The sequence below is a fragment of the Cupriavidus sp. 8B genome (genome assembly GCF_054589115.1).
Map to the genome: position 1 here is coordinate 43,621 of NZ_BAAILO010000250.1, position 18,508 is coordinate 62,128.

The window sequence follows — 18,508 nt, forward strand, 5'->3', positions numbered from 1 at the left end:
GGCCCTCGGCCACCAGTGCGGCCAGCGCGGTGTTGGAGTCGATCGCCTCGGAGCCGCCGCGCAAGATGGTGGCGTTGCCCGACTTCAGGCACAGCGCGGCTGCATCGATGGTCACGTTGGGGCGCGACTCGTAGATGATGCCGATGACGCCCAGCGGCACCCGCATCTGGCCCACCTGGATGCCGGTGGGACGGAATTTCATGTTGCTGATCTCGCCGATCGGGTCCGCCAGCGCGGCGATCTGCTCCAGGCCGGCGGCCATGGTGTCGATGGCCTTGTCCGAAAGCGTCAGGCGGTCGATAAAGGCAGCATCCTGGCCGTTGGCGCGGGCACGTTCCACATCGCCGGCGTTCACGGTCTTCAAGTGCGCGGCGTCGCGGCGGATGGCGGCGGCGATGGTCAGCAGCGCGCGATTCTTGTCGGCGGTGGAGGCGCGCGCCATGGCGCGGGAGGCGGCGCGGGCCTGCTGGCCGACGCGGTCCATGTACTGCTTGAGATCGAGCTCGTTCATATTCCTGGCCAGGGGACCCGGCCCTCAATGCTTGGTTTTTTGTCGGCTACGGCTGGCAATGCTGGCAGTGCAGGCAACTGGCGATCCGTCGCCGTTGACTGCGCCGCGGGCTTACCGGGCGATGGTCAGCGCCAGCTGCAGCAGGCCATCCCAGGGTTCGGCCGGCATGCCCTCGGCGCGCAGGCCCTTGACCTGCCGGTCCAGCTTGGCGGCCATGCCCAGCGCCGCTTCCAGCTGCGCCAGCGAGAGGCGCTGCGCGGCCTGCGGCACCAGCTTTTCGCGCGGGCCCCAGACACGCAGTTCGCGCGTCAGGACGCCGATCTGCTTGCCTGCCGCCAGCCCTTGCCGGACCTTGGATAATACGCGAATTTCCTCGGTCAGCGCCCACAGCACCAGCACCGTGGCCTCCCCCTCCCCGCGCAGCCCTTCGAGCATGCGCACCAGGCGCGGCACGTCGCCGCTCAGCATGGCTTCGGAGAGCTTGAAGACGTCGTAGCGGGCCACGTTGAGCACCGCATCGTGCACCTGCTCGAAGCTCAGCGGGCCTGCGGGATACAGCAGCCCGAGCTTCTGGATTTCCTGGTGGGCGGCCAGCAGGTTGCCTTCGACCTTGTCGGCGATGAACTGCAGCGCGCGCCGGCCCGGTTCGCCGGGCTCGACCCGCTGCTGCTGCAGCGCCAGCCGCTCGCCGACCCAGGCGGGCAGCCGGGTGCGGTCAACCGAATCGACCTTGATCGACACGCCGGCGGCGTCCAGCGCCTGGAACCAGGCCGACTTGGCCGTGGCGAAGTCCAGCCGCGGCAGTGTGATGAACATGACCACGTCCGGCGAAGGCTGGGCAGCCACCGCGCGCAGCGCCTCGCCGCCGTCCTTGCCGGGCTTGCCGGAGGGAATCCGCAACTCGACGATCTTGCGGTCGCCGAACAACGACATCGATTGCTGCGCCTGCACCACATGGCCCCAGTTGAAGCCGCGCTCGGACGACAGCACCTCGCGCTCCGTGAAGCCAGACTCGCGCGCGGCCTGGCGCAGGCGGTCGACCGCCTCGAGCACCAGCAGGTGCTCGTCGCCATGCACCACGTAGAGCGGTGCCAGGCCGCGTCCCTTGGCCTGGCGCAGGTGCGCTTCGAGTCCGTCGAGCTTGAGCTGCATGCCGTGCGCTTCTTTCCTCTGTCCTTACCGTGTTGGGCTTTCCGGGCGGCGCTTGTTGCGCGGCTCAGATGGCCTTGACCGCGCTCAGCCGGCGAATCAGCTGCTGCACGATGTCACGCTGCATATCGCGATAGAGCTGCTGCTCTTCGTAATCCTTGGCCAGCGTGTTGGCTTCGTTGTAGGTCAGGTCGCGCGTGAGCACCAGCTGCGACGGCGCGATCAGTTCCTGGCCGCCGGCATCGCGCAGGCGGAAGGTGAAGCGCTGCGTCAGGCGGTATTCCCGCACCACGCCGGTGGTGGTGATCGACAGCACCGTCTTGGTACGCGTGTCCTGCAGCACATCGAGCAGGGCATCCGCTTCTTTCGGGTCGGTCACGATCTGCGTGTCCGAGCCGTTGCGGATGGCGCGGCGCAAATCGGAGCCCATCAGCGTATTGGGCGGAATGCTCACATACAGCCGCTTGAACGCGAAGTCCGCGTTGCCGCGCATGTGAAACCCGCAGCCGCCCAGCAGGCCGGCCAGCAGCAGCGTGGCCAGGACCTTGCGGCGGCCCTGCAGCGGTCGATCCAGCTTCTGTCCATCCATATGGGCAGCTCCCTTGTTGGCTTCTCTCGGCGCTGGTTAGAGCACCACGTTAAAGAACCACGTTAACCAGGCGGCCCGGGACCACCACGATCTTCTTCGGCGCGGCGCCGTCGGCAAACTTGGCAACGATCTCGCTGGCAGCAGCCATGGCCTCGATGGCCGCGCGCTCGGCATCGGCCGGCACCTTCAGGCTGCCGCGCACCTTGCCATTGATCTGCAGCACGAGGTCCAGCTCGCTTTGCACCAGCGCGGATTCGTCCACCTGCGGCCAGGCTGCGTCGAGCAGGTCGCCGTACTGCGTGGCGTAGCCCAGTTCCTGCCACAGCCCGTGGGTGACGTGCGGCACCACCGGGTACAGCACGCGCAGCAGGATGCCCAGGCACTCGCGGCGCGCGGCGGGCGTGGCCTCCTTGGCGTCCTCCAGCGCGTTGAGCATCTTCATGGTGGCGGACACCACCGTGTTGTACTGGATGCGCTGGTAGTCGTAGTTGGCCTGCTTGAGCACGCTGTGGATCTCGCGGCGCAGCGCTGCATCGGCGTCGCCGGACGGCGCACCATTGCCGCCCGCGGCGATCGCCTCGGCGTTGGCATAACCGTAGTTCCACACCCGGCGCAGGAAGCGCGAGGCGCCCTCCACGCCCGAGCCGCTCCACTCGAGCTGCTGCTCGGGCGGCGCGGCGAACATGACGAACAGGCGCGCGGTATCGGCGCCGTACTGGTCGATCAGGGCCTGCGGGTCGATGCCGTTGTTCTTGGACTTCGACATCTTCTCCACGCCGCCGATCACCACCGGCTGGCCATCGGCCTTGAGCACGGCGCCCAGCGGGCGGCCGCGCTCATCGGTGCTGACATCGACTTCGGCCGGGTTGTACCAGGTCTTCTTGCCGGCCGCGTCCTCGCGGTAGTAGGTGTCGTTGAGCACCATGCCCTGCGTGAGCAGGTTCGAGAACGGCTCGTTGAACGTGACCAGGCCCATGTCGCGCATGACCTTGGTCCAGAAGCGGGCGTACAGCAGGTGAAGGATCGCGTGCTCGATGCCGCCGATGTACTGGTCCATCGGCATCCAGTAGTCGTTGCGGCCGTCGACCATGGTGGCCGCATCCGGGCAGGTATAGCGCATGTAATACCAGCACGAATCGATGAAGGTATCCATGGTGTCGGTCTCGCGGCGCGCCGGCTTGCCGCACGATGGGCAGGTGCACGCGAGGAAACGCGGATCCTTGGCCAGCGGGTTGCCGGTGCCGTCCGGCACCAGGTCTTCCGGCAGCACTACCGGCAGGTCCCGCTCCGGCACCGGCACCACGCCGCAGTCGTCGCAATGGATCAGCGGGATCGGCGTGCCCCAGTAACGCTGGCGCGAGATGCCCCAGTCGCGCAGGCGCCAGGTGATCTTCTTTTCGCCCAGGCCCTTGGCGCCCAGATCGGCTGCGATGGCTTCCACCGCGGCCTTGTAGTCCAGGCCGTCGTATTTGCCACTATGGATGCAGGTGCCGTGTTCCTTGTCGCCGTACCATTCCTGCCAGGCTTCGGTGGAGAACGGCTGGCCCTTGACGTCGACCACTTGCTTGATCGGCAGGCCGTACTTGTTGGCAAAGGCAAAGTCGCGCTCGTCGTGCGCGGGCACGCCCATCACGGCGCCGTCGCCGTAACTCATCAGCACGTAGTTGCCGACCCACACCTCGACCTGCTCGCCGGTGAGCGGGTGCACCACCTTCAAGCCGGTGGGCATGCCCTTCTTTTCCATGGTCGCCATATCGGCTTCCGCCACCGAGCCATGCTTGCACTCGTCGATAAAGGCGGCCAGCTCAGGATTGGTGGCGGCGGCATGGGTGGCCAGCGGGTGCTCGGCGGCGACCGCGCAGAAGGTCACGCCCATGATGGTGTCGGCGCGCGTGGTAAACACGTACAGCTTGCCGTCGCCGATCAGCTTGCCGTCGTCGCCGGCGATGGCATGTGGGAAGGCGAAGCGCACGCCCACGCTCTTGCCGATCCAGTTCTGCTGCATGATCTTGACGCGCTCGGGCCAGCCCAGGTCGTCCAGATCGCCGAGCAGTTCCTCGGCATAGTCGGTGATGCGCAGGTAGTACATTGGGATCTCGCGCTTTTCAACCAGCGCGCCCGAGCGCCAGCCGCGCCCGTCGATGACCTGCTCGTTGGCCAGCACGGTCTGGTCGACCGGGTCCCAGTTCACCGTACCGGTCTTGCGGTAGGCGATGCCTTTTTCCAGCATCTTGAGGAACAGCCACTGGTTCCAGCGGTAGTAGTCCGGGCTGCAGGTCGCGACTTCGCGCGACCAGTCGATGGCCAGGCCCATCGACTGCATCTGCCGCTTCATGTAGGCGATGTTGTCGTAGGTCCAGGCCGCCGGCGCCACGCCATTGTTGAGCGCGGCGTTTTCCGCCGGCATGCCGAACGCATCCCAGCCCATCGGCATCAGCACGTTGTGCCCGTTCATGCGCAGGTGGCGCGCCATCACGTCGTTGATGGTGTAGTTGCGCACGTGGCCCATATGCAGCTTGCCCGACGGGTAAGGCAGCATCGAGCAGGCATAGAACTTGGGCTTCTCGCTGCCGTCGGCCAGCTTCGCCTCTTCCGACACACGGTAGGCATCGATGGCTTGCCAGTGTTGCTGGGCGGCTTGTTCAACGGCGGAGGGAAGGTATTTGTCTTGCATGTTCAGGACAACGGCGCGGTGCGTTGGCGTGCGAAAAGCGTGGAAAAGATTAGCGGCGGGCAAGCCTTCCGGCGCCCGCCTGCACTGGAGCGGCGAAAGTGCCGATTATAACCGTCGGCACTTGCGGCGCAGGGCCTGCCGGGGCCTTACTTCAGGCCGAGTACGTCCTGCATGTCGAACAGGCCGGTGGGCTTGTCGGCCAGGAAGCGCGCCGCGCGTAGCGCGCCCTCGGCATACGACTGGCGGCTGGACGACTTGTGCGTGATCTCGATGCGCTCGCCGATGCCGGCGAACATCACGGTGTGGTCGCCCACGATATCGCCGCCGCGCACGGTGGCAAAGCCAATGGAGTTGGGGTCGCGCGGCCCGGTGTGGCCTTCGCGGGAGAACACGCCGCAGGTCTTCAGATCGCGGCCCAGCGCCTTGGCCACCACCTCGCCCATCGCCAGCGCGGTGCCCGACGGGGCATCCACCTTATGGCGGTGGTGCGCCTCGATGACTTCGATGTCGTAGCCGGAAGAAAGCAGCTTGGCGGCGACTTCGAGCAGCTTGAACGTGGCGTTGACGCCCACGCTCATATTGGCCGAGAACACCACGCCGATGTGCTTGGCAGCTTCGGCGATGGCGGCACGGCCGGCGTCGTCGAATCCGGTGGTGCCGGTGACCACCTTGACGCCCAGGCGCCTGGCCGCTGCCAGGTGCACGAGCGTGCCCTCGGGCCGGGTGAAGTCGATCAGGCAGTCCGCACCGGCAAGGGCAGCCTCGATATCCGAGGTGACCGCCACGCCGGTGGTACGGCCCAGCAGCAGCCCGGCATCCTGGCCCAAGGCCGGGGCGCCCGGTACATCCAGCGCGCCCGACAGGGTGAAGCCTTCGGTGGCGAGTACGTGTTCGATCAACATGCGGCCCATGCGGCCGGAGGCACCTGCGATGGCGATATTCATGGCGTGTCAGCAGTCAAAAAAACAAGCCGGCCGCGTGACGCGGCCGGCATTCGGGCCTGGCGGCTCAGTTGGTCGGGCTGGCGGCCGCCGGCGCGGCGGCAGCAGGCGCGGCGGCGGGGGCTGCATCCGGGGCTGCGGCCGGAGTTGCGGCGGGGGCTGCATCCGGGGTTGCTGCCGGGGTCGCCGCCACTTCCGAAGCCGCGGCAACGGTTTCGGCCGGCGCCTTAGGCGTCGGTGCCTTGCCCGCCTGCATGGCCTTCATGCCGTCGATTTCGGCAATCAGCTCGTATTCGGACGGCAACTCGTCGCCGCCGAACTTGGTCAGCTTGTCGCCATCGAAGAAGACGGTATAGCGGCGCTGCTGCACCACCGGCGTATTGCCCCGGCGGAACGAGAACACGTAGTCCCAGCGGTTGCCGTGGAACACATCGGCCAGCAGCGGCGTGCCGAGCAGGAACTTGACCTGCTCGCGCGTCATGCCTTCACGCAGCTGGGCGGCGGCTTCACGCGAGACAAAGTTGCCTTGCACGATGTTGATACGGTACGGCGTGATCGCGTTGGCGACCTTGCGCGACGTATTGTCATAGGTGGAGCACGCTGCCGTTAGCAGGGTAGCTGCAGCCAGCACAGTAGTAACCAGCGTCGGACGCATGGCGGACGAACGAAATGAACGCATGTATCTCGCTTCTAGAAGGGAGAGAAAAGTGCCGATTCAGGCCCTCACGGTGTTGGCCATGAGGCGGCAGCGGCGATGGATCATCGCGAGCGCAGCCTAGGGCAGGTGACCGAGCCCCAGGCAACCGCCGGGGCGACTTTTGCCGCCAAAACCCTTATGATTCAATTATCCAGACATTGTACTCTAGGGAGTCACGCCCATGCCGAGTCCGGCGGACCTCAAAAATATCGGTCTTAAAGCGACCGTACCCCGTCTGAAGATCCTCGAGATCTTCCAGACCAGCGAGCAGCGCCACCTGAGCGCGGAAGACGTTTACCGCATCCTGCTCAACGAACAAATGGATATCGGCCTCGCAACCGTCTATCGCGTGCTGACCCAGTTCGAGCAGGCTGGACTGCTGTCGCGCAACAACTTCGAATCCGGCAAAGCCATTTTCGAGCTGAATGAAGGCAAGCACCACGACCACCTGGTCTGCATCGATTGCGGCCGCGTGGAGGAATTCTACGACTCCGAAATCGAGCGCCGCCAGCAAAGCATCGCGACCGAGCGCGGCTTCGCGCTGCACGAACACGCATTGTCGCTCTATGGCAGCTGCACCAAGCACGAGTGCCCCCACCGGGCCAAGCGCTAAGCCAGCCGCGATTTCCCCGCGAGCATAAAAAAACCGGCGCCAGCGCCGGTTTTTTTATTGCAAGCCTGCCTCACGATTCCAGCTGATCGTGCTCGGCAACGATGTGCAGGCCACGCGCAACCGCCGGCACGCCGACGAATTCGCCCACGACCTGGCGGAACAGCCCGCGTGCCCACACCAGCATTGGATGGGTATTGCGGCTGCGGTGCCAGAACATGTTCAGGCCCAGCGTGGTATTGAGTTCCGCCGGCAAGGGGAAGGCCTTGAGGCCGTAGGTCTCGCAAGCCATGTCCTTGGTCAGCGCATTGACCGTGAAGATCATGTCGGTCTGCGCGGCCAGTTCCGACTGCGCGCGCCAGGAATGCACCGTCAACGTCGCATTGCGCTTGAGGCCGCGCTGCTGCAAGGCGTAGTCCAGCGGGATCAGCGACGGTGCCGGACGGCCGTTGCCGCCCGAATGCGCCATGAAGATGTGGCCGCAGTCGAGATACTGTTCCAGCGTGCAAGTGCCCTTGAGCACCGGATGGTTTTTCCGCGCGCAAACCCAGAGGTTGAGCGAGGTAACCATCTCTTCCACGATTTCGGGATGCCGGGTCGGGAACGGCGAGAACGCCAGGTCCAGTTCGTTGCCACGCATGGCGGCAACATCCGACTCCCAGGAATGGGATTCGACCAGCTTGATATGCAACTCCGGCGCCAGTTGCTTGATGCGCAGGATGAAGCGGTTGAAGACCGTATCGCCCAACTCGGCGGCAAAGCCGATGTTGAGGGTGCCGGTAGCGACGGCGGGGTCGAAATTATCGGCGTCGCCCTCGTTGATCGAGGACCACAGGTCCAGCATGTCGCGAATCTTCGGCCCCAGTTCCAGGGCCCGCGGCGTCGGCGTCAGGCCGTGCGGCACGCGGATGAAAAGGGGATCGTCGAAAATCTCGCGCAGGCGACCCAGCGAATGCGAAACCGCGGGTGCGGTCATATGCATTTTTTCCGCGACATAGGTCGCGTTTCGCTTGCTGAGCAGCTCGGTAAAAATCACGAGCAGCTTGGTATCCACATTCACCATGATCTCACCCAGGTTGGATTGGGAATTGGGAATGACCGTATCGTCACTTGCATTGGCTGCGCATCGGTATATCCAGCACTTTCACAGTGTAAGAGCAAAGTCGGGAACGGAACAGGAATTCCGCGCCCGCCCCTAGCACCGTGCCGGTCTTTGTCCTTGCGCCGGGATCCTGGCGGAAGGCTTGCCTAGGCTGCCGATAGCTGGAGTTGCAGGCAGACGACAAAGCGGCATTCCAGGGAATGCCGCTTTGTTCCGTGCGCAAACCAACCTATCCAGGCAAGCTTACTTGGCGACGACGCGAGCCATTTCCAGCACCTTGTTGGAATAGCCCCACTCGTTGTCGTACCAGCTCACGATCTTGACGAAGGTCGAGTCCAGCGCGATGCCGGCTTCGGCGTCGAAGATCGAGGTGCGTGCATCGCCGCGGAAATCCGTGGCAACCACCTTGTCTTCGGTGTAACCCAGCACGCCCTTGAGCGCGCCCTGGCTCTGTGCCTTCATTTCGGCGCAGATCTCGGCGTAGGTAGCACCCTTTTCCAGCTCGACGGTCAGGTCGACCACCGACACGTCGGAGGTCGGCACGCGGAACGACATGCCGGTCAGCTTCTTGTTCAGCTCAGGAATCACCACGCCCACGGCCTTGGCAGCGCCAGTGCTCGACGGAATGATGTTTTCCAGGATGCCGCGGCCACCGCGCCAGTCCTTGTTGGACGGGCCGTCGACGGTCTTTTGCGTGGCGGTGGTGGCGTGCACGGTGGTCATCAGGCCACGCTTGATGCCCCACTTGTCGTTGAGCACCTTGGCGACCGGCGCCAGGCAGTTGGTGGTGCAGCTGGCGTTGGAGATGATCGCTTCGCCCTTGTACGTGCCGTGGTTCACGCCGTACACGAACATCGGGGTGTCGTCCTTGGACGGGGCCGACATGATCACCTTCCTGGCGCCCGCGTCGATGTGCTTCTGCGCGCCTTCCTTGGTCAGGAAGATGCCGGTGGACTCGATCACCACGTCGGCGCCGATCTCGCCCCACTTCAGCTCGGACGGATCCTTGACGGCGGTCAGGCGGATCTTCTTGCCGTTGACGATCAGGGTGTTGCCGTCGACCGACACTTCGCCGTCGAAGCGGCCGTGCACCGAGTCGTACTTCAGCATGTAGGCCAGGTAGTCGGGCTCGAGCAGGTCGTTGATGCCGACCACTTCGATTTCCTTGAAGTTGGCGGCGGCAGCGCGGAACACCATGCGCCCGATGCGGCCGAAGCCGTTGATGCCGATCTTGATGGTCATGTTTATCTCCTGAGTAGGCTAACGATCGATGGATGCGGGAAAGCGTCTGCCGGCCCGCGCGGCCGAGTCGACCGCTGCGCGGGCCCGGGAATGCCTGTTACTGGCCGAGCGTGTCGCGCACGGTGCGCACGACGTTCTCGACTGTGAAGCCGAAGTGCTTGAACAATACGCCAGCGGGAGCCGATTCGCCGAAGGTGTCGATGCCCACCACGGCCTGGACCTGGTACTTCCACCAGAAATCCGTCACACCGGCTTCCACCGCCACGCGCGGCACGCCGGCCGGCAGCACCGATGCCTTGTAGGCGGCGTCCTGCTTGTCGAATACCGTGGTTGCCGGCACCGAGACCACCCGCACGTGCACGCCGTCGGCAGCCAGTTGATCAGCGGCGCCCACGGCCAGGCCGACTTCCGAGCCGGTGGCGATGATCACGGCGTCCGGGCGGCCGGTCTTGGCGTTGGCGCCGTCGCGCAGCACGTAGCCGCCGCGCGCGATATTGGCGCGGGTGGTGTCGTCACGCTTCTGGAACGGCAGGTTCTGGCGGCTGAAGATCAGGCAGCTCGGGCCGTTCTCGCGGCGCACGGACTGGGCCCAGGCCACCGCGGTTTCGGTAGTGTCGGCGGTACGCCACACATCCATGTTGGGGATCAGGCGCAGGCTGGCGACGTGCTCGATCGACTGGTGGGTCGGGCCGTCCTCGCCCAGGCCGATGGAGTCGTGGGTGAACACGAACAGCGTGCGGATCTTCATCAGCGCCGCCATGCGCAGGGCATTGCGGCTGTAGTCGGAGAAGGTCAGGAACGTGCCGCCATAAGGGATGTAGCCACCATGCAGCGTGATGCCGTTCATGATGGCGCTCATGCCGAACTCGCGCACGCCGTAGTTGATGTGGGTGCCCCAGGCATCGCCGCGCACGGCCTTGCTGCCCGACCAGTTGGTCAGGTTGGAGCCGGTCAGGTCGGCCGAGCCGCCCAGGAATTCCGGCAGCACCGGCGCGAGCGCCTCGATGGTGTTCTGGCTGGCCTTGCGGGTGGCGATGGTTTCCGCCTTTTCCTCGCACTTGGCCAGGAACGCGTCCACGGCAGCGTCGAACGCGCCGGGCAGCTCGCCGCGCATGCGGCGCTGGAATTCGCCGGCTTCGTACGGGAAGCGCTCGGCATAAGCCTCGAACAGGGCGTTCCAGGCCTTTTCCAGCGAACCGCCGCGGGCCTTGGCATCCCATGCCGTATAGACTTCGGCCGGCAGCTCGAACGGGGCGTGGGCCCAGCCCAGCGCCTCGCGCGTGGCCAGGATTTCGGCACCACCAAGCGGCGCGCCATGCACATCGTGGCCGCCTTCCTTGTTGGGCGCGCCCTTGCCGATCAGGGTACGGCAGCAGATCAGGGTCGGGCGGTCGCTGTACTTGGCTTCGGCGATGGCGGCGTCGACGGCGGCGGCGTCATGGCCGTCCACCGCGCGGATGACATTCCAGCCGTAGGCTTCGAAACGCTTCGGGGTGTCGTCGGCGAACCAGTGCACCACGTCGCCATCGATCGAGATGCCGTTGTCGTCCCACAGCGCGACCAGCTTGTTCAGCTTCAGCGTGCCGGCCAGCGAGCAGGCCTCGTGGCTGATGCCTTCCATCAGGCAGCCGTCGCCCAGGAACACATAGGTGTGGTGGTTGACGATGTCGAAGCCGGGGCGGTTGAATTCCTCGCCCAGCAGGCGCTCGGCCAGCGCCATGCCGACCGCGTTGGTCAGGCCCTGGCCCAGCGGGCCGGTGGTGGTTTCCACGCCCGGGGTGATGCCGTATTCCGGGTGGCCAGCCGTCTTGCTGTGCATCTGGCGGAAGTTCTTCAGCTCGGCCAGGGGCAGGTCGTAGCCGGTCAGGTGCAGCAGCGCGTAAAGCAGCATCGAGCCGTGGCCGTTGGACAGCACGAAGCGGTCGCGGTCAGCCCACTCGGGGTTGCTCGGGTTATGCTTCAGATGACGGCCCCACAGCGCAACCGCGATATCCGCCATGCCCATCGGCATGCCGGGGTGGCCTGAATTGGCCTGCTGGACGGCGTCCATGGCCAGGACGCGGATGGCGTTGGCCATGAGTTGGATGGGCTGCGAAGCGTGCGGACTGGCGGCGGGATGAGCGAGGTGAGACATGCGGCGGGAACCTGGCGGCGGGAAAAGCGGAATTTTACCAGATCAAAGGGGGGAGTTCGGCCACCCGGCGGCCCCGCCTGGCGGCCATCTGCAATGGACTGAATGGCTTTCCCCCGGCGTTGGCACCACCTTGGGCCAGATTCGGCTGCTCGCGGCAGTGCGCTCGCCGTACCAGCAAATCGAGATTGGCGAGCATCCCCGCTTTGGCCGGATCTTCCGCCTCGATGGCCGCGTCATGAGCGCGGAAGCGGACGCCTTCATCCAGCACGAGCTGATGGTGCACCCCATGGCCGTGGCCCATGGTGCGGCGCGCTGCGCGCTGGTGGTGGGTGGCGGCGACGGCGGCTCGGCGCATGAATTGCTGCGCCTGCCCTTCATGCGCGAGGTGGTGGTGGCCGAACTCGACCCCGATGTCGTGACGCTGGCCCGGGCCTGGCTCGATGGCATCCACCAGGGTGCCTTCGACGATCCGCGCGTGCACCTCGCCATCGGCGACGCGCTCGGCTTGATGGAAGCCTTTGGGCGCGCGGGGCGGCAGTTCGACCTGATCGTATTCGATTTGACCGAGGCCGACGACGGCAGCCCGGCGGCGGCGCTCTTCTCCGCCCACGGCCTGCAAACCGCCCGGCGCTGCCTGGCGCCCGGCGGCGCGCTGTCCGTGCACCTTGGCCCGCCGGAGCACCGCCCCGATTCAGTGCGCGTGCTCGCCGCGCGCTTGCAGCAGTGCTTTGCGCATGTCCAGCCCATCACCGCTTTCATCCCCGTCTATGGCGCGCAATGGGCCATCGCGCTGGCCAGCGACAGCCTCGATGTGCGCGGCGCCGACTCCGCGCAACTCGACGAGCGGCTGCGCGCCTGGAAGCTCGATCGCAAGCTGCGCTGCTACCACGCAGCGCTCCATCCTGCCTTGTTCGCCCTGCCCCTGCACCTGCAGGCGCTTTTCGACAGCGCCGGCGCACCCGCGTAAGATGCTCATTCGCACCGCGAGTCTTGCCGCCACGGCAAGCCCCGCGCGGCTTCCCGTAACCAGGAGACGATCATGACAAGACCGGCCAACACCCCCTGGCTCACCCCCTACCTGACGGTGGGCAACGGGCGCAGCGCGCTCGACTTCTACCACCGCGCCTTCGGTTTCAGCGCGGGGAACGTGGTCGACGAAAACGGCGTGCCGACCCACGCCGAGATGCACTACCAGGGCGAGCTCGTCGTGATGTTCGCGCCCGAAGGCGCCTGGGGCAGCACCGCGCGCGCGCCCCGCTCGCTCGGCGTCGAATGCCCGCAGACGTTCTACGTCTACTGCGACGACGTCGATGCCATGCACGCGCGCGCCGTCGCCGCCGGCGCGATCAGCCTGATGGCGCCCGCCGACCAGTTCTGGGGCGACCGCTACTGCATGGTCGAAGATCCCGACGGTTACCGCTGGGGCTTTGGCAAGCCGCTGGCCAAAGCTGCCGGCAAGAACGAGGACGGATCCGCCTGATGCCGCCTCGCTTTTTTATCGATGCCGCGTTGGCCGCCGAGACCGACATGCCACTGCCCGAGGCTGTGGTGCGCCATGTCCAGGTGCTGCGGCTCAACCCGGGCGACGACATCACCCTGTTCGACGGACGCGGCGGCAGCCATGCGGCTACCCTGGTCGATATCGGCAAGCGCCATGCGCTGGCGCGGATCGGCAGCCACGATCCGTTCGAGGCCGAGCCGCCGTTCCGCGTCACGCTGGCGCAGGGGCTGGCGGGCGGCGACAAGATGGACTGGCTGATCGAGAAATCCGTCGAGCTTGGCGTCGCCGCCATCCAGCCCCTGCAGGCGGCCCGCTCGGTGGTCCGGCTCTCGGCGGAGCGGGCGCAAAAGCGCCACGCGCACTGGCAGGCGCTGGTCGAGGCCGCATGCGAGCAATGTGGGCGCAATCGCTTGCCGGAGGTCGCGCCGGTCGCTAACTTGGAATCGTGGCTGGGCCTGCAGGCGAAGCCGGCAGCGGCCCAAGGGGCACGGCTGCTGGTATCGCCGCGGGCCCCGCAGTCGCTGGTATCGTTTGCCACCGAGCAGCGCAATGCGCTGCTGGACAGCGGCGTCACGCTGCTGATCGGGCCCGAAGGCGGGCTGGCGCCGGACGAGGAAGCAGCGGCGCTGCGCGCCGGATTCACGGGCGTGTCACTCGGGCCGCGCATCTTGCGTACAGAGACAGCCGGGCTTGCTTGCCTGGCCACGCTCAACGCGGTACTGGGCGGATTTTGACGGCACCCGGGCCATCCCGGCCCGGCGCCACTTTCACCGGAAGGAGTCGATCATGGGACTACTCGATAGCGTGCTGGGCGGAGTGTTCGGGCAGCGCGGCAGCGGCGAAGCGGGCGCTGGCGGCCTGAACCCGAAGATGATGATGGCGCTAGGCCTGCTGGCCATGCTGGCCATGCGCCACAAAGGCGCCGAAGGCAGCCCCGGGGCGGAGCATGATCCGGCCGATCCGGCCGCCAGCGCAGGTGGCCTCGGCGGGCTTGGCGGACTGCTCGGCGGGCTGATGGGCGGCGGCGCGGCCGGTGGCGCACCAGGCGGCCTGGATCTGGGCGGATTGCTCGGCGGGCTGCTGGGTGGCCAGGGCCAGGCCGGCGCCGCACCCGCGCTGGGCGCGGCGGCAGGCGGCATCGAGGCCTTGCAGCAGGTCCTGGCCCAGGCCGGCCTGGGCGAGCAGGTCAACTCGTGGATCGGCACCGGCGCCAACCAGGCGGTCTCGCCGTCCGCGCTGGCCAGCGCACTCGGCGGCACCGGCGCGCTGGAGAGCCTGGCCGAAAAGACGGGCCTGTCCCAAGAGGATGTCGCAGCCCATCTCAGCGAAGGACTGCCGGAGCTGATCGACAAGCTGACGCCGCAAGGCGAGATACCGCCGGCGGCGTAACCCCGCGCCCTGCCGGCAAAGCAAAAGGCCCGCTGCTAGCGGGCCTTTTCAATCTTGCTGTCTTCGCTGCGGGCGGCTGGCGCTCAGGCGAAGGAGTAGAACACGCGGAACTGCACCTTGCGCTCGGCCCAGAACTCGGCCGCATCGCGGAACACATCGAGCAAGACCTCGCGCCCTTCCTTGTCGAACTTCTGCGCAATCGGCAGGCCTTCGAGCACGATCACGAAACCGGGCTGCGCGCCCGCCTTGTGAATCAGGTCGGTCAGGCAATCGGCCAGCGCATCGAAATTCTTGCCGAAATGCTTGGGAAAGAGGAAGTTGGTGGCGATGGTTTCCAGCACTTCCGCCTTGCTCTGGCAGTGCGCACAGTTCGCGTACAGGAAATGCTGGCCCAGCTCCGCCGCGGCCTGGGCTAGTTCGGGCACGCGAAACGCGCGGATCGACTGGACGATGTTTGGACGCACCGTCTTGAACAGGTTCATGGCTCCCTCTTGGCTGCCGTCAGTGCCGGCTGCGGGAACGGGTGCGAGCGGCGTTTGTTGCGAGAGCTCGTTGCGGGGCATCGTCAACACGTTGTCGTAAAGATTCTGGGCCTGGGTCTGGGCCCGCTGCCAGCCATCTCCGGCGCCGCGCTCTTCGCGGGCGGCAAGGGCGTCGCCCAATCCGAAAATGTCAGTCATCATTTGGCTATCCGTTTGAAACTGTTGTAGTGGTCGTCCGTGTAGTAACAGTCGTTGGTGGCGCGTTGATCACCGCCACATACGATCCGTCGTGCTCCTCGATTTCGGCTGTTTGTCTTCACCGTGTATTCGCGGTAATAATTGCGCGACCTTTGCGGCAAGGCGCGCTCGTAGTTGCCGAACCTCGAGCCATCCTTGGCGTAGGGAAACGGGCCACCCGCTTCGATCCGCTCCAACGTGGACTGTGCCTCGTTGGGCAACTGTTGTACCGCGATGGTTCCCGTGCCGTCATCGGTCGCCTGGCGTGCCAGCACCGGCTGCGCCAGCGCGCACGACAATGCCACGCCTGCCAACACCCGGCTTGCTGCTCGCGCCAGACCGGCGACTGAAATCCATTGTGATGCGCGCTGCGTCAAAGGAATCTGGGAACCCACGTTGCTTGTCTTGATTTGAGGACACCAACAAAATGATCCCGGCGCCGCTGCGCGGTTGCCGCGCCACCTAAACTGCCTATTTTGCTTGCGCCCCGGACGGCCTGCGCGTAAATCGACAGCTTCGTCGCGCGTGTAACGAGCGCGTACTTCAAAGGCATAAGGTTACGCCCATGCTAATAAATAATCAATCCCCGCCCCCTGGCAGAGTGGAAAACCTCAATTGTTTCAACATGTTAAACAAATGTGTGCACACACTGACGCGGTGCCGGCGGCAGTAAAAAGGCGATAAAAAAGCCGGGCAAGCCCGGCTTTTGAAGACTGACGGCGGTTTAGCGCTTGGCTGCCGCGTCCACCACTACCAGCGACGTCATATTGACGATACGCCGCACCGTGGCCGAAGGCGTCAGGATGTGGACAGGCGCCTTGACGCCAAGCAGGATCGGCCCGATCGCCACATTGTTGCCCGCCGCGACCTTGAGCAGGTTGTAGGCGATGTTGGCGGCGTCGATGTTCGGGCACACCAGCAGGTTGGCCTCGCCCTTGAGGGTGCCGTCCGGCACCAGCGTGTCACGCAGCTTCGGGTCCAGCGCGCAATCGCCGTGCATCTCGCCATCCACCTCGAGATCCGGGGCACGCTCGCGCAGGATGGCCAGCGTTTCACGCATCTTCTGCGCCGACGGCGCTTCGGAGGTGCCGAAGTTCGAGTGCGACACCAGCGCCACCTTGGGGACGATGCCGAAGCGCTTGAGCTCTTCCGCGGCCATCAGGGTGATCGCGGCCAGTTGGCCGGCGGTCGGGTCGATGTTGACGTGGGTGTCGACCAGGAAGATCTGGCGGCCCGGCAGGACCAGCCCGTTCATCGCGGCGTACACCTCGTTGGAGCCACCCAGCACCTGGTCGATGTAGCGCAGGTGGGCGGCGGTGGTGCTGACCGTGCCGCAGACCATGCCGTCGGCCTCGCCCTGCTTGACCAGCATGGCGCCGATCAAGGTGGTGCGGCGGCGCATTTCCAGCTTGGCGTACTGCTGCGTGACGCCCTGGCGGGCCATCATCTTGAAGTACGCCTCGGAGTAGTCGCGGAAGCGTGCGTCGTGTTCCGGGTTGACCACGGTGAAGTCGATGCCGCCGCGCAGGCGCAGGCCAAAGCGCTCGATGCGGTGGGCGATGACGGCCGGGCGGCCGACCAGGATCGGGTTGGCCAGCTTTTCGTCGACGATCACCTGCACCGCGCGCAGCACGCGCTCTTCCTCGCCCTCGGCGAAGACGATGCGCTTCTTCTCCATGTCGACCTGGCGGGCAGCCGCGTAGATCGGCTTCATCAGGGTGCCGGAGTGGTACACGAACTGCTGCAGCTGCAGACGGTACGCGTCCATGTCCTTGATCGGGCGCGCGGCCACGCCGGACTTCATGGCGGCCTCGGCCACCGCCGGCGCGATCTTGACAATCAGGCGCGGGTCGAAGGGCTTGGGAATCAGGTACTCAGGGCCGAAGGACAGGTCCTGGATGCCATAGGCGGTGGCAACGATGTCGCTCTGTTCCTGGCGCGCCAGTTCCGCGATCGCATGCGCCGCGGCGACTTCCATCTCACGCGTGATGGTGGTCGCGCCGCAGTCCAGCGCGCCGCGGAAGATGAACGGGAAGCACAGGACGTTGTTGACCTGGTTCGGGTAGTCGGTACGGCCGGTGGCGATCACCGCGTCCGGGCGCACTTCCTTGGCCAGCTCCGGCAGGATTTCCGGGTTGGGGTTGGCCAGGGCCAGCACCAGCGGCTTGTCGGCCATGCGCTGGACCATGTCCTGCTTGAGCACGCCAGCGGCGGACAGGCCCAGGAAAATATCGGCGCCGTCGATCACTTCGGCCAGCTTGCGCTTGTCGGTCTTTTGCGAGAAACGCGCCTTTTCCGGGTCCATCAGCTCGGTGCGGCCTTCGTAGACCACGCCAGCCAGGTCGGTCACCCAGATGTTCTCGAGCTTCATGCCCAGGTCCAGCAGCAGGTCCAGGCAGGCCAGCGCCGCGGCGCCGGCGCCGGAAGCCACCAGCTTGACCTTGCTGATATCTTTGCCGACCACGGTCAGGCCATTGACCACGGCCGCGCCGACCACGATGGCGGTGCCATGCTGGTCATCGTGGAAGACGGGAATCTTCATGCGCTCGCGCAGCTTGCGCTCGACGTAGAAGCACTCCGGCGCCTTGATGTCTTCCAGGTTGATGCCGCCGAAGGTGGGCTCGAGCGCGGCGATGATCTGCACCAGCTTCTCGGGGTCCTTCTCATCGAGCTCGATGTCGAACACGTCGATGCCGGCGAACTTCTTGAACAGGCCGGCCTTGCCTTCCATCACCGGCTTGGAAGCCGCCGGGCCGATATCGCCCAGGCCCAGCACGGCGGTGCCATTGGTGATCACGCCAACCAGGTTGCCGCGCGCGGTGTAGCGAAAGGAGTTGGCCGGATCGGCCACGATTTCCTCGCACGCGGCGGCGACGCCCGGCGAGTAGGCCAGGGCCAGGTCGCGCTGGTTGGACAGCGGCTTGGTCGGCGTGACGGAGATCTTGCCCGGGGTCGGAAACTCGTGATATTCCAGGGCAGCTTTGCGCAGCGCCTCACGCTGCTGCTGCTTCAGGTCGTCTTGGGGCGTGGGCTGCTGGGGACTGGTCATCGGCGCATCTTCCGGTCGGTGGAGCCGTTAATCACGTATGGGACACGAAATGGCGGGTCGGCTCCACGTACCCGCGGTCTCTTCCTTTGGAACCTCGCATTTTATATTGTGAAATATTATTTCACAATAAGCGTTTTGCGCGAGGCACCTTTGCGTTTCGGTACAATATGCCGCATGCCGCCTGCGCTGAACAGCAGGGCG

At 65.8% G+C, this 18,508-nt stretch carries 17 protein-coding genes; 5 read left to right on the forward strand and 12 right to left on the reverse strand.

The window, feature by feature from the left end:
* The 6 genes from ACYP5B_RS24135 to ACYP5B_RS24160 all read right to left on the reverse strand — a co-directional run.
* Positions 1-511, reverse strand: a 511-nt coding sequence (locus ACYP5B_RS24135) for an aldehyde dehydrogenase family protein (RefSeq protein ID WP_459571343.1), incomplete at its 3' end; no start/stop codon positions are given.
* Positions 512-622: 111 nt separating this feature from the next.
* A complete protein-coding gene (gene holA, locus ACYP5B_RS24140) occupies positions 623-1,663 on the reverse strand; it encodes a DNA polymerase III subunit delta (RefSeq protein WP_459571344.1) in 1,041 nt (346 codons plus the stop codon).
* Between the two features lie 64 nt (positions 1,664-1,727).
* Positions 1,728-2,249: an LPS-assembly lipoprotein LptE gene (locus ACYP5B_RS24145; protein ID WP_052494686.1), complete on the reverse strand. Its 522-nt coding sequence runs from the start codon at positions 2,247-2,249 to the stop codon at positions 1,728-1,730.
* Between the two features lie 49 nt (positions 2,250-2,298).
* Positions 2,299-4,923 (reverse strand): leucine--tRNA ligase, encoded by a 2,625-nt coding sequence (gene leuS, locus ACYP5B_RS24150; protein ID WP_459571345.1) that lies wholly within the window; start codon positions 4,921-4,923, stop codon positions 2,299-2,301.
* Positions 4,924-5,069: 146 nt separating this feature from the next.
* Positions 5,070-5,867 (reverse strand): 4-hydroxy-tetrahydrodipicolinate reductase, encoded by a 798-nt coding sequence (gene dapB / locus ACYP5B_RS24155; protein ID WP_459571346.1) that lies wholly within the window; start codon positions 5,865-5,867, stop codon positions 5,070-5,072.
* Between the two features lie 64 nt (positions 5,868-5,931).
* Positions 5,932-6,543, reverse strand: a complete 612-nt coding sequence (locus tag ACYP5B_RS24160; protein ID WP_459571347.1) for an outer membrane protein assembly factor BamE — start codon at positions 6,541-6,543, stop codon at positions 5,932-5,934.
* Positions 6,544-6,742: 199 nt separating this feature from the next.
* Between ACYP5B_RS24160 and fur the strand changes: the two genes are divergently transcribed.
* Positions 6,743-7,174 (forward strand): ferric iron uptake transcriptional regulator, encoded by a 432-nt coding sequence (gene fur / locus ACYP5B_RS24165; protein ID WP_267604405.1) that lies wholly within the window; start codon positions 6,743-6,745, stop codon positions 7,172-7,174.
* A gap of 70 nt (positions 7,175-7,244) precedes the next feature.
* Here fur and ACYP5B_RS24170 read toward each other — a convergent pair whose 3' ends face one another.
* The 3 genes from ACYP5B_RS24170 to tkt form a co-directional block, all read right to left on the reverse strand.
* Positions 7,245-8,234 (reverse strand): LysR family transcriptional regulator, encoded by a 990-nt coding sequence (locus ACYP5B_RS24170; RefSeq protein WP_267604407.1) that lies wholly within the window; start codon positions 8,232-8,234, stop codon positions 7,245-7,247.
* A gap of 282 nt (positions 8,235-8,516) precedes the next feature.
* The gene (gap, locus tag ACYP5B_RS24175) at positions 8,517-9,515 is read right to left on the reverse strand and encodes a type I glyceraldehyde-3-phosphate dehydrogenase (protein WP_174422980.1); all 999 of its coding nucleotides are present in this window, start codon (positions 9,513-9,515) and stop codon (positions 8,517-8,519) included.
* Between the two features lie 97 nt (positions 9,516-9,612).
* A complete protein-coding gene (gene tkt / locus ACYP5B_RS24180) occupies positions 9,613-11,649 on the reverse strand; it encodes a transketolase (protein ID WP_459571348.1) in 2,037 nt (678 codons plus the stop codon).
* A gap of 130 nt (positions 11,650-11,779) precedes the next feature.
* On the opposite strand from tkt, the gene ACYP5B_RS24185 reads away from it, so the two are divergent.
* The 4 genes from ACYP5B_RS24185 (at position 11,780) to ACYP5B_RS24200 (ending at position 14,539) form a co-directional block, all read left to right on the forward strand.
* A complete protein-coding gene (locus ACYP5B_RS24185) occupies positions 11,780-12,616 on the forward strand; it encodes a spermine/spermidine synthase domain-containing protein (RefSeq protein ID WP_318230859.1) in 837 nt (278 codons plus the stop codon).
* Between the two features lie 72 nt (positions 12,617-12,688).
* Entirely contained in the window at positions 12,689-13,129 is a 441-nt protein-coding gene (locus ACYP5B_RS24190) for a VOC family protein (protein ID WP_267604410.1), read from the forward strand.
* Positions 13,129-13,884 carry a 16S rRNA (uracil(1498)-N(3))-methyltransferase gene (locus ACYP5B_RS24195; RefSeq protein ID WP_459571349.1) on the forward strand — a complete coding sequence of 252 codons (756 nt, stop codon included), beginning with the start codon at positions 13,129-13,131 and terminating at the stop codon, positions 13,882-13,884. Before ACYP5B_RS24190 ends, ACYP5B_RS24195 begins: the two co-directional genes overlap by 1 nt.
* A 52-nt stretch (positions 13,885-13,936) precedes the next feature.
* Positions 13,937-14,539: a YidB family protein gene (locus tag ACYP5B_RS24200; protein WP_459571350.1), complete on the forward strand. Its 603-nt coding sequence runs from the start codon at positions 13,937-13,939 to the stop codon at positions 14,537-14,539.
* Between the two features lie 83 nt (positions 14,540-14,622).
* Here ACYP5B_RS24200 and ACYP5B_RS24205 read toward each other — a convergent pair whose 3' ends face one another.
* From ACYP5B_RS24205 to ACYP5B_RS24215, 3 genes are all read right to left on the reverse strand, one after another.
* The gene (locus ACYP5B_RS24205; protein ID WP_267604414.1) at positions 14,623-15,222 is read right to left on the reverse strand and encodes a barstar family protein; all 600 of its coding nucleotides are present in this window, start codon (positions 15,220-15,222) and stop codon (positions 14,623-14,625) included.
* A complete protein-coding gene (locus ACYP5B_RS24210; RefSeq protein WP_420715674.1) occupies positions 15,219-15,575 on the reverse strand; it encodes a guanyl-specific ribonuclease in 357 nt (118 codons plus the stop codon). Before ACYP5B_RS24210 ends, ACYP5B_RS24205 begins: the two co-directional genes overlap by 4 nt.
* A gap of 407 nt (positions 15,576-15,982) precedes the next feature.
* Entirely contained in the window at positions 15,983-18,307 is a 2,325-nt protein-coding gene (locus ACYP5B_RS24215) for an NADP-dependent malic enzyme (RefSeq protein ID WP_267604415.1), read from the reverse strand.
* Positions 18,308-18,508: the final 201 nt, after the last annotated feature.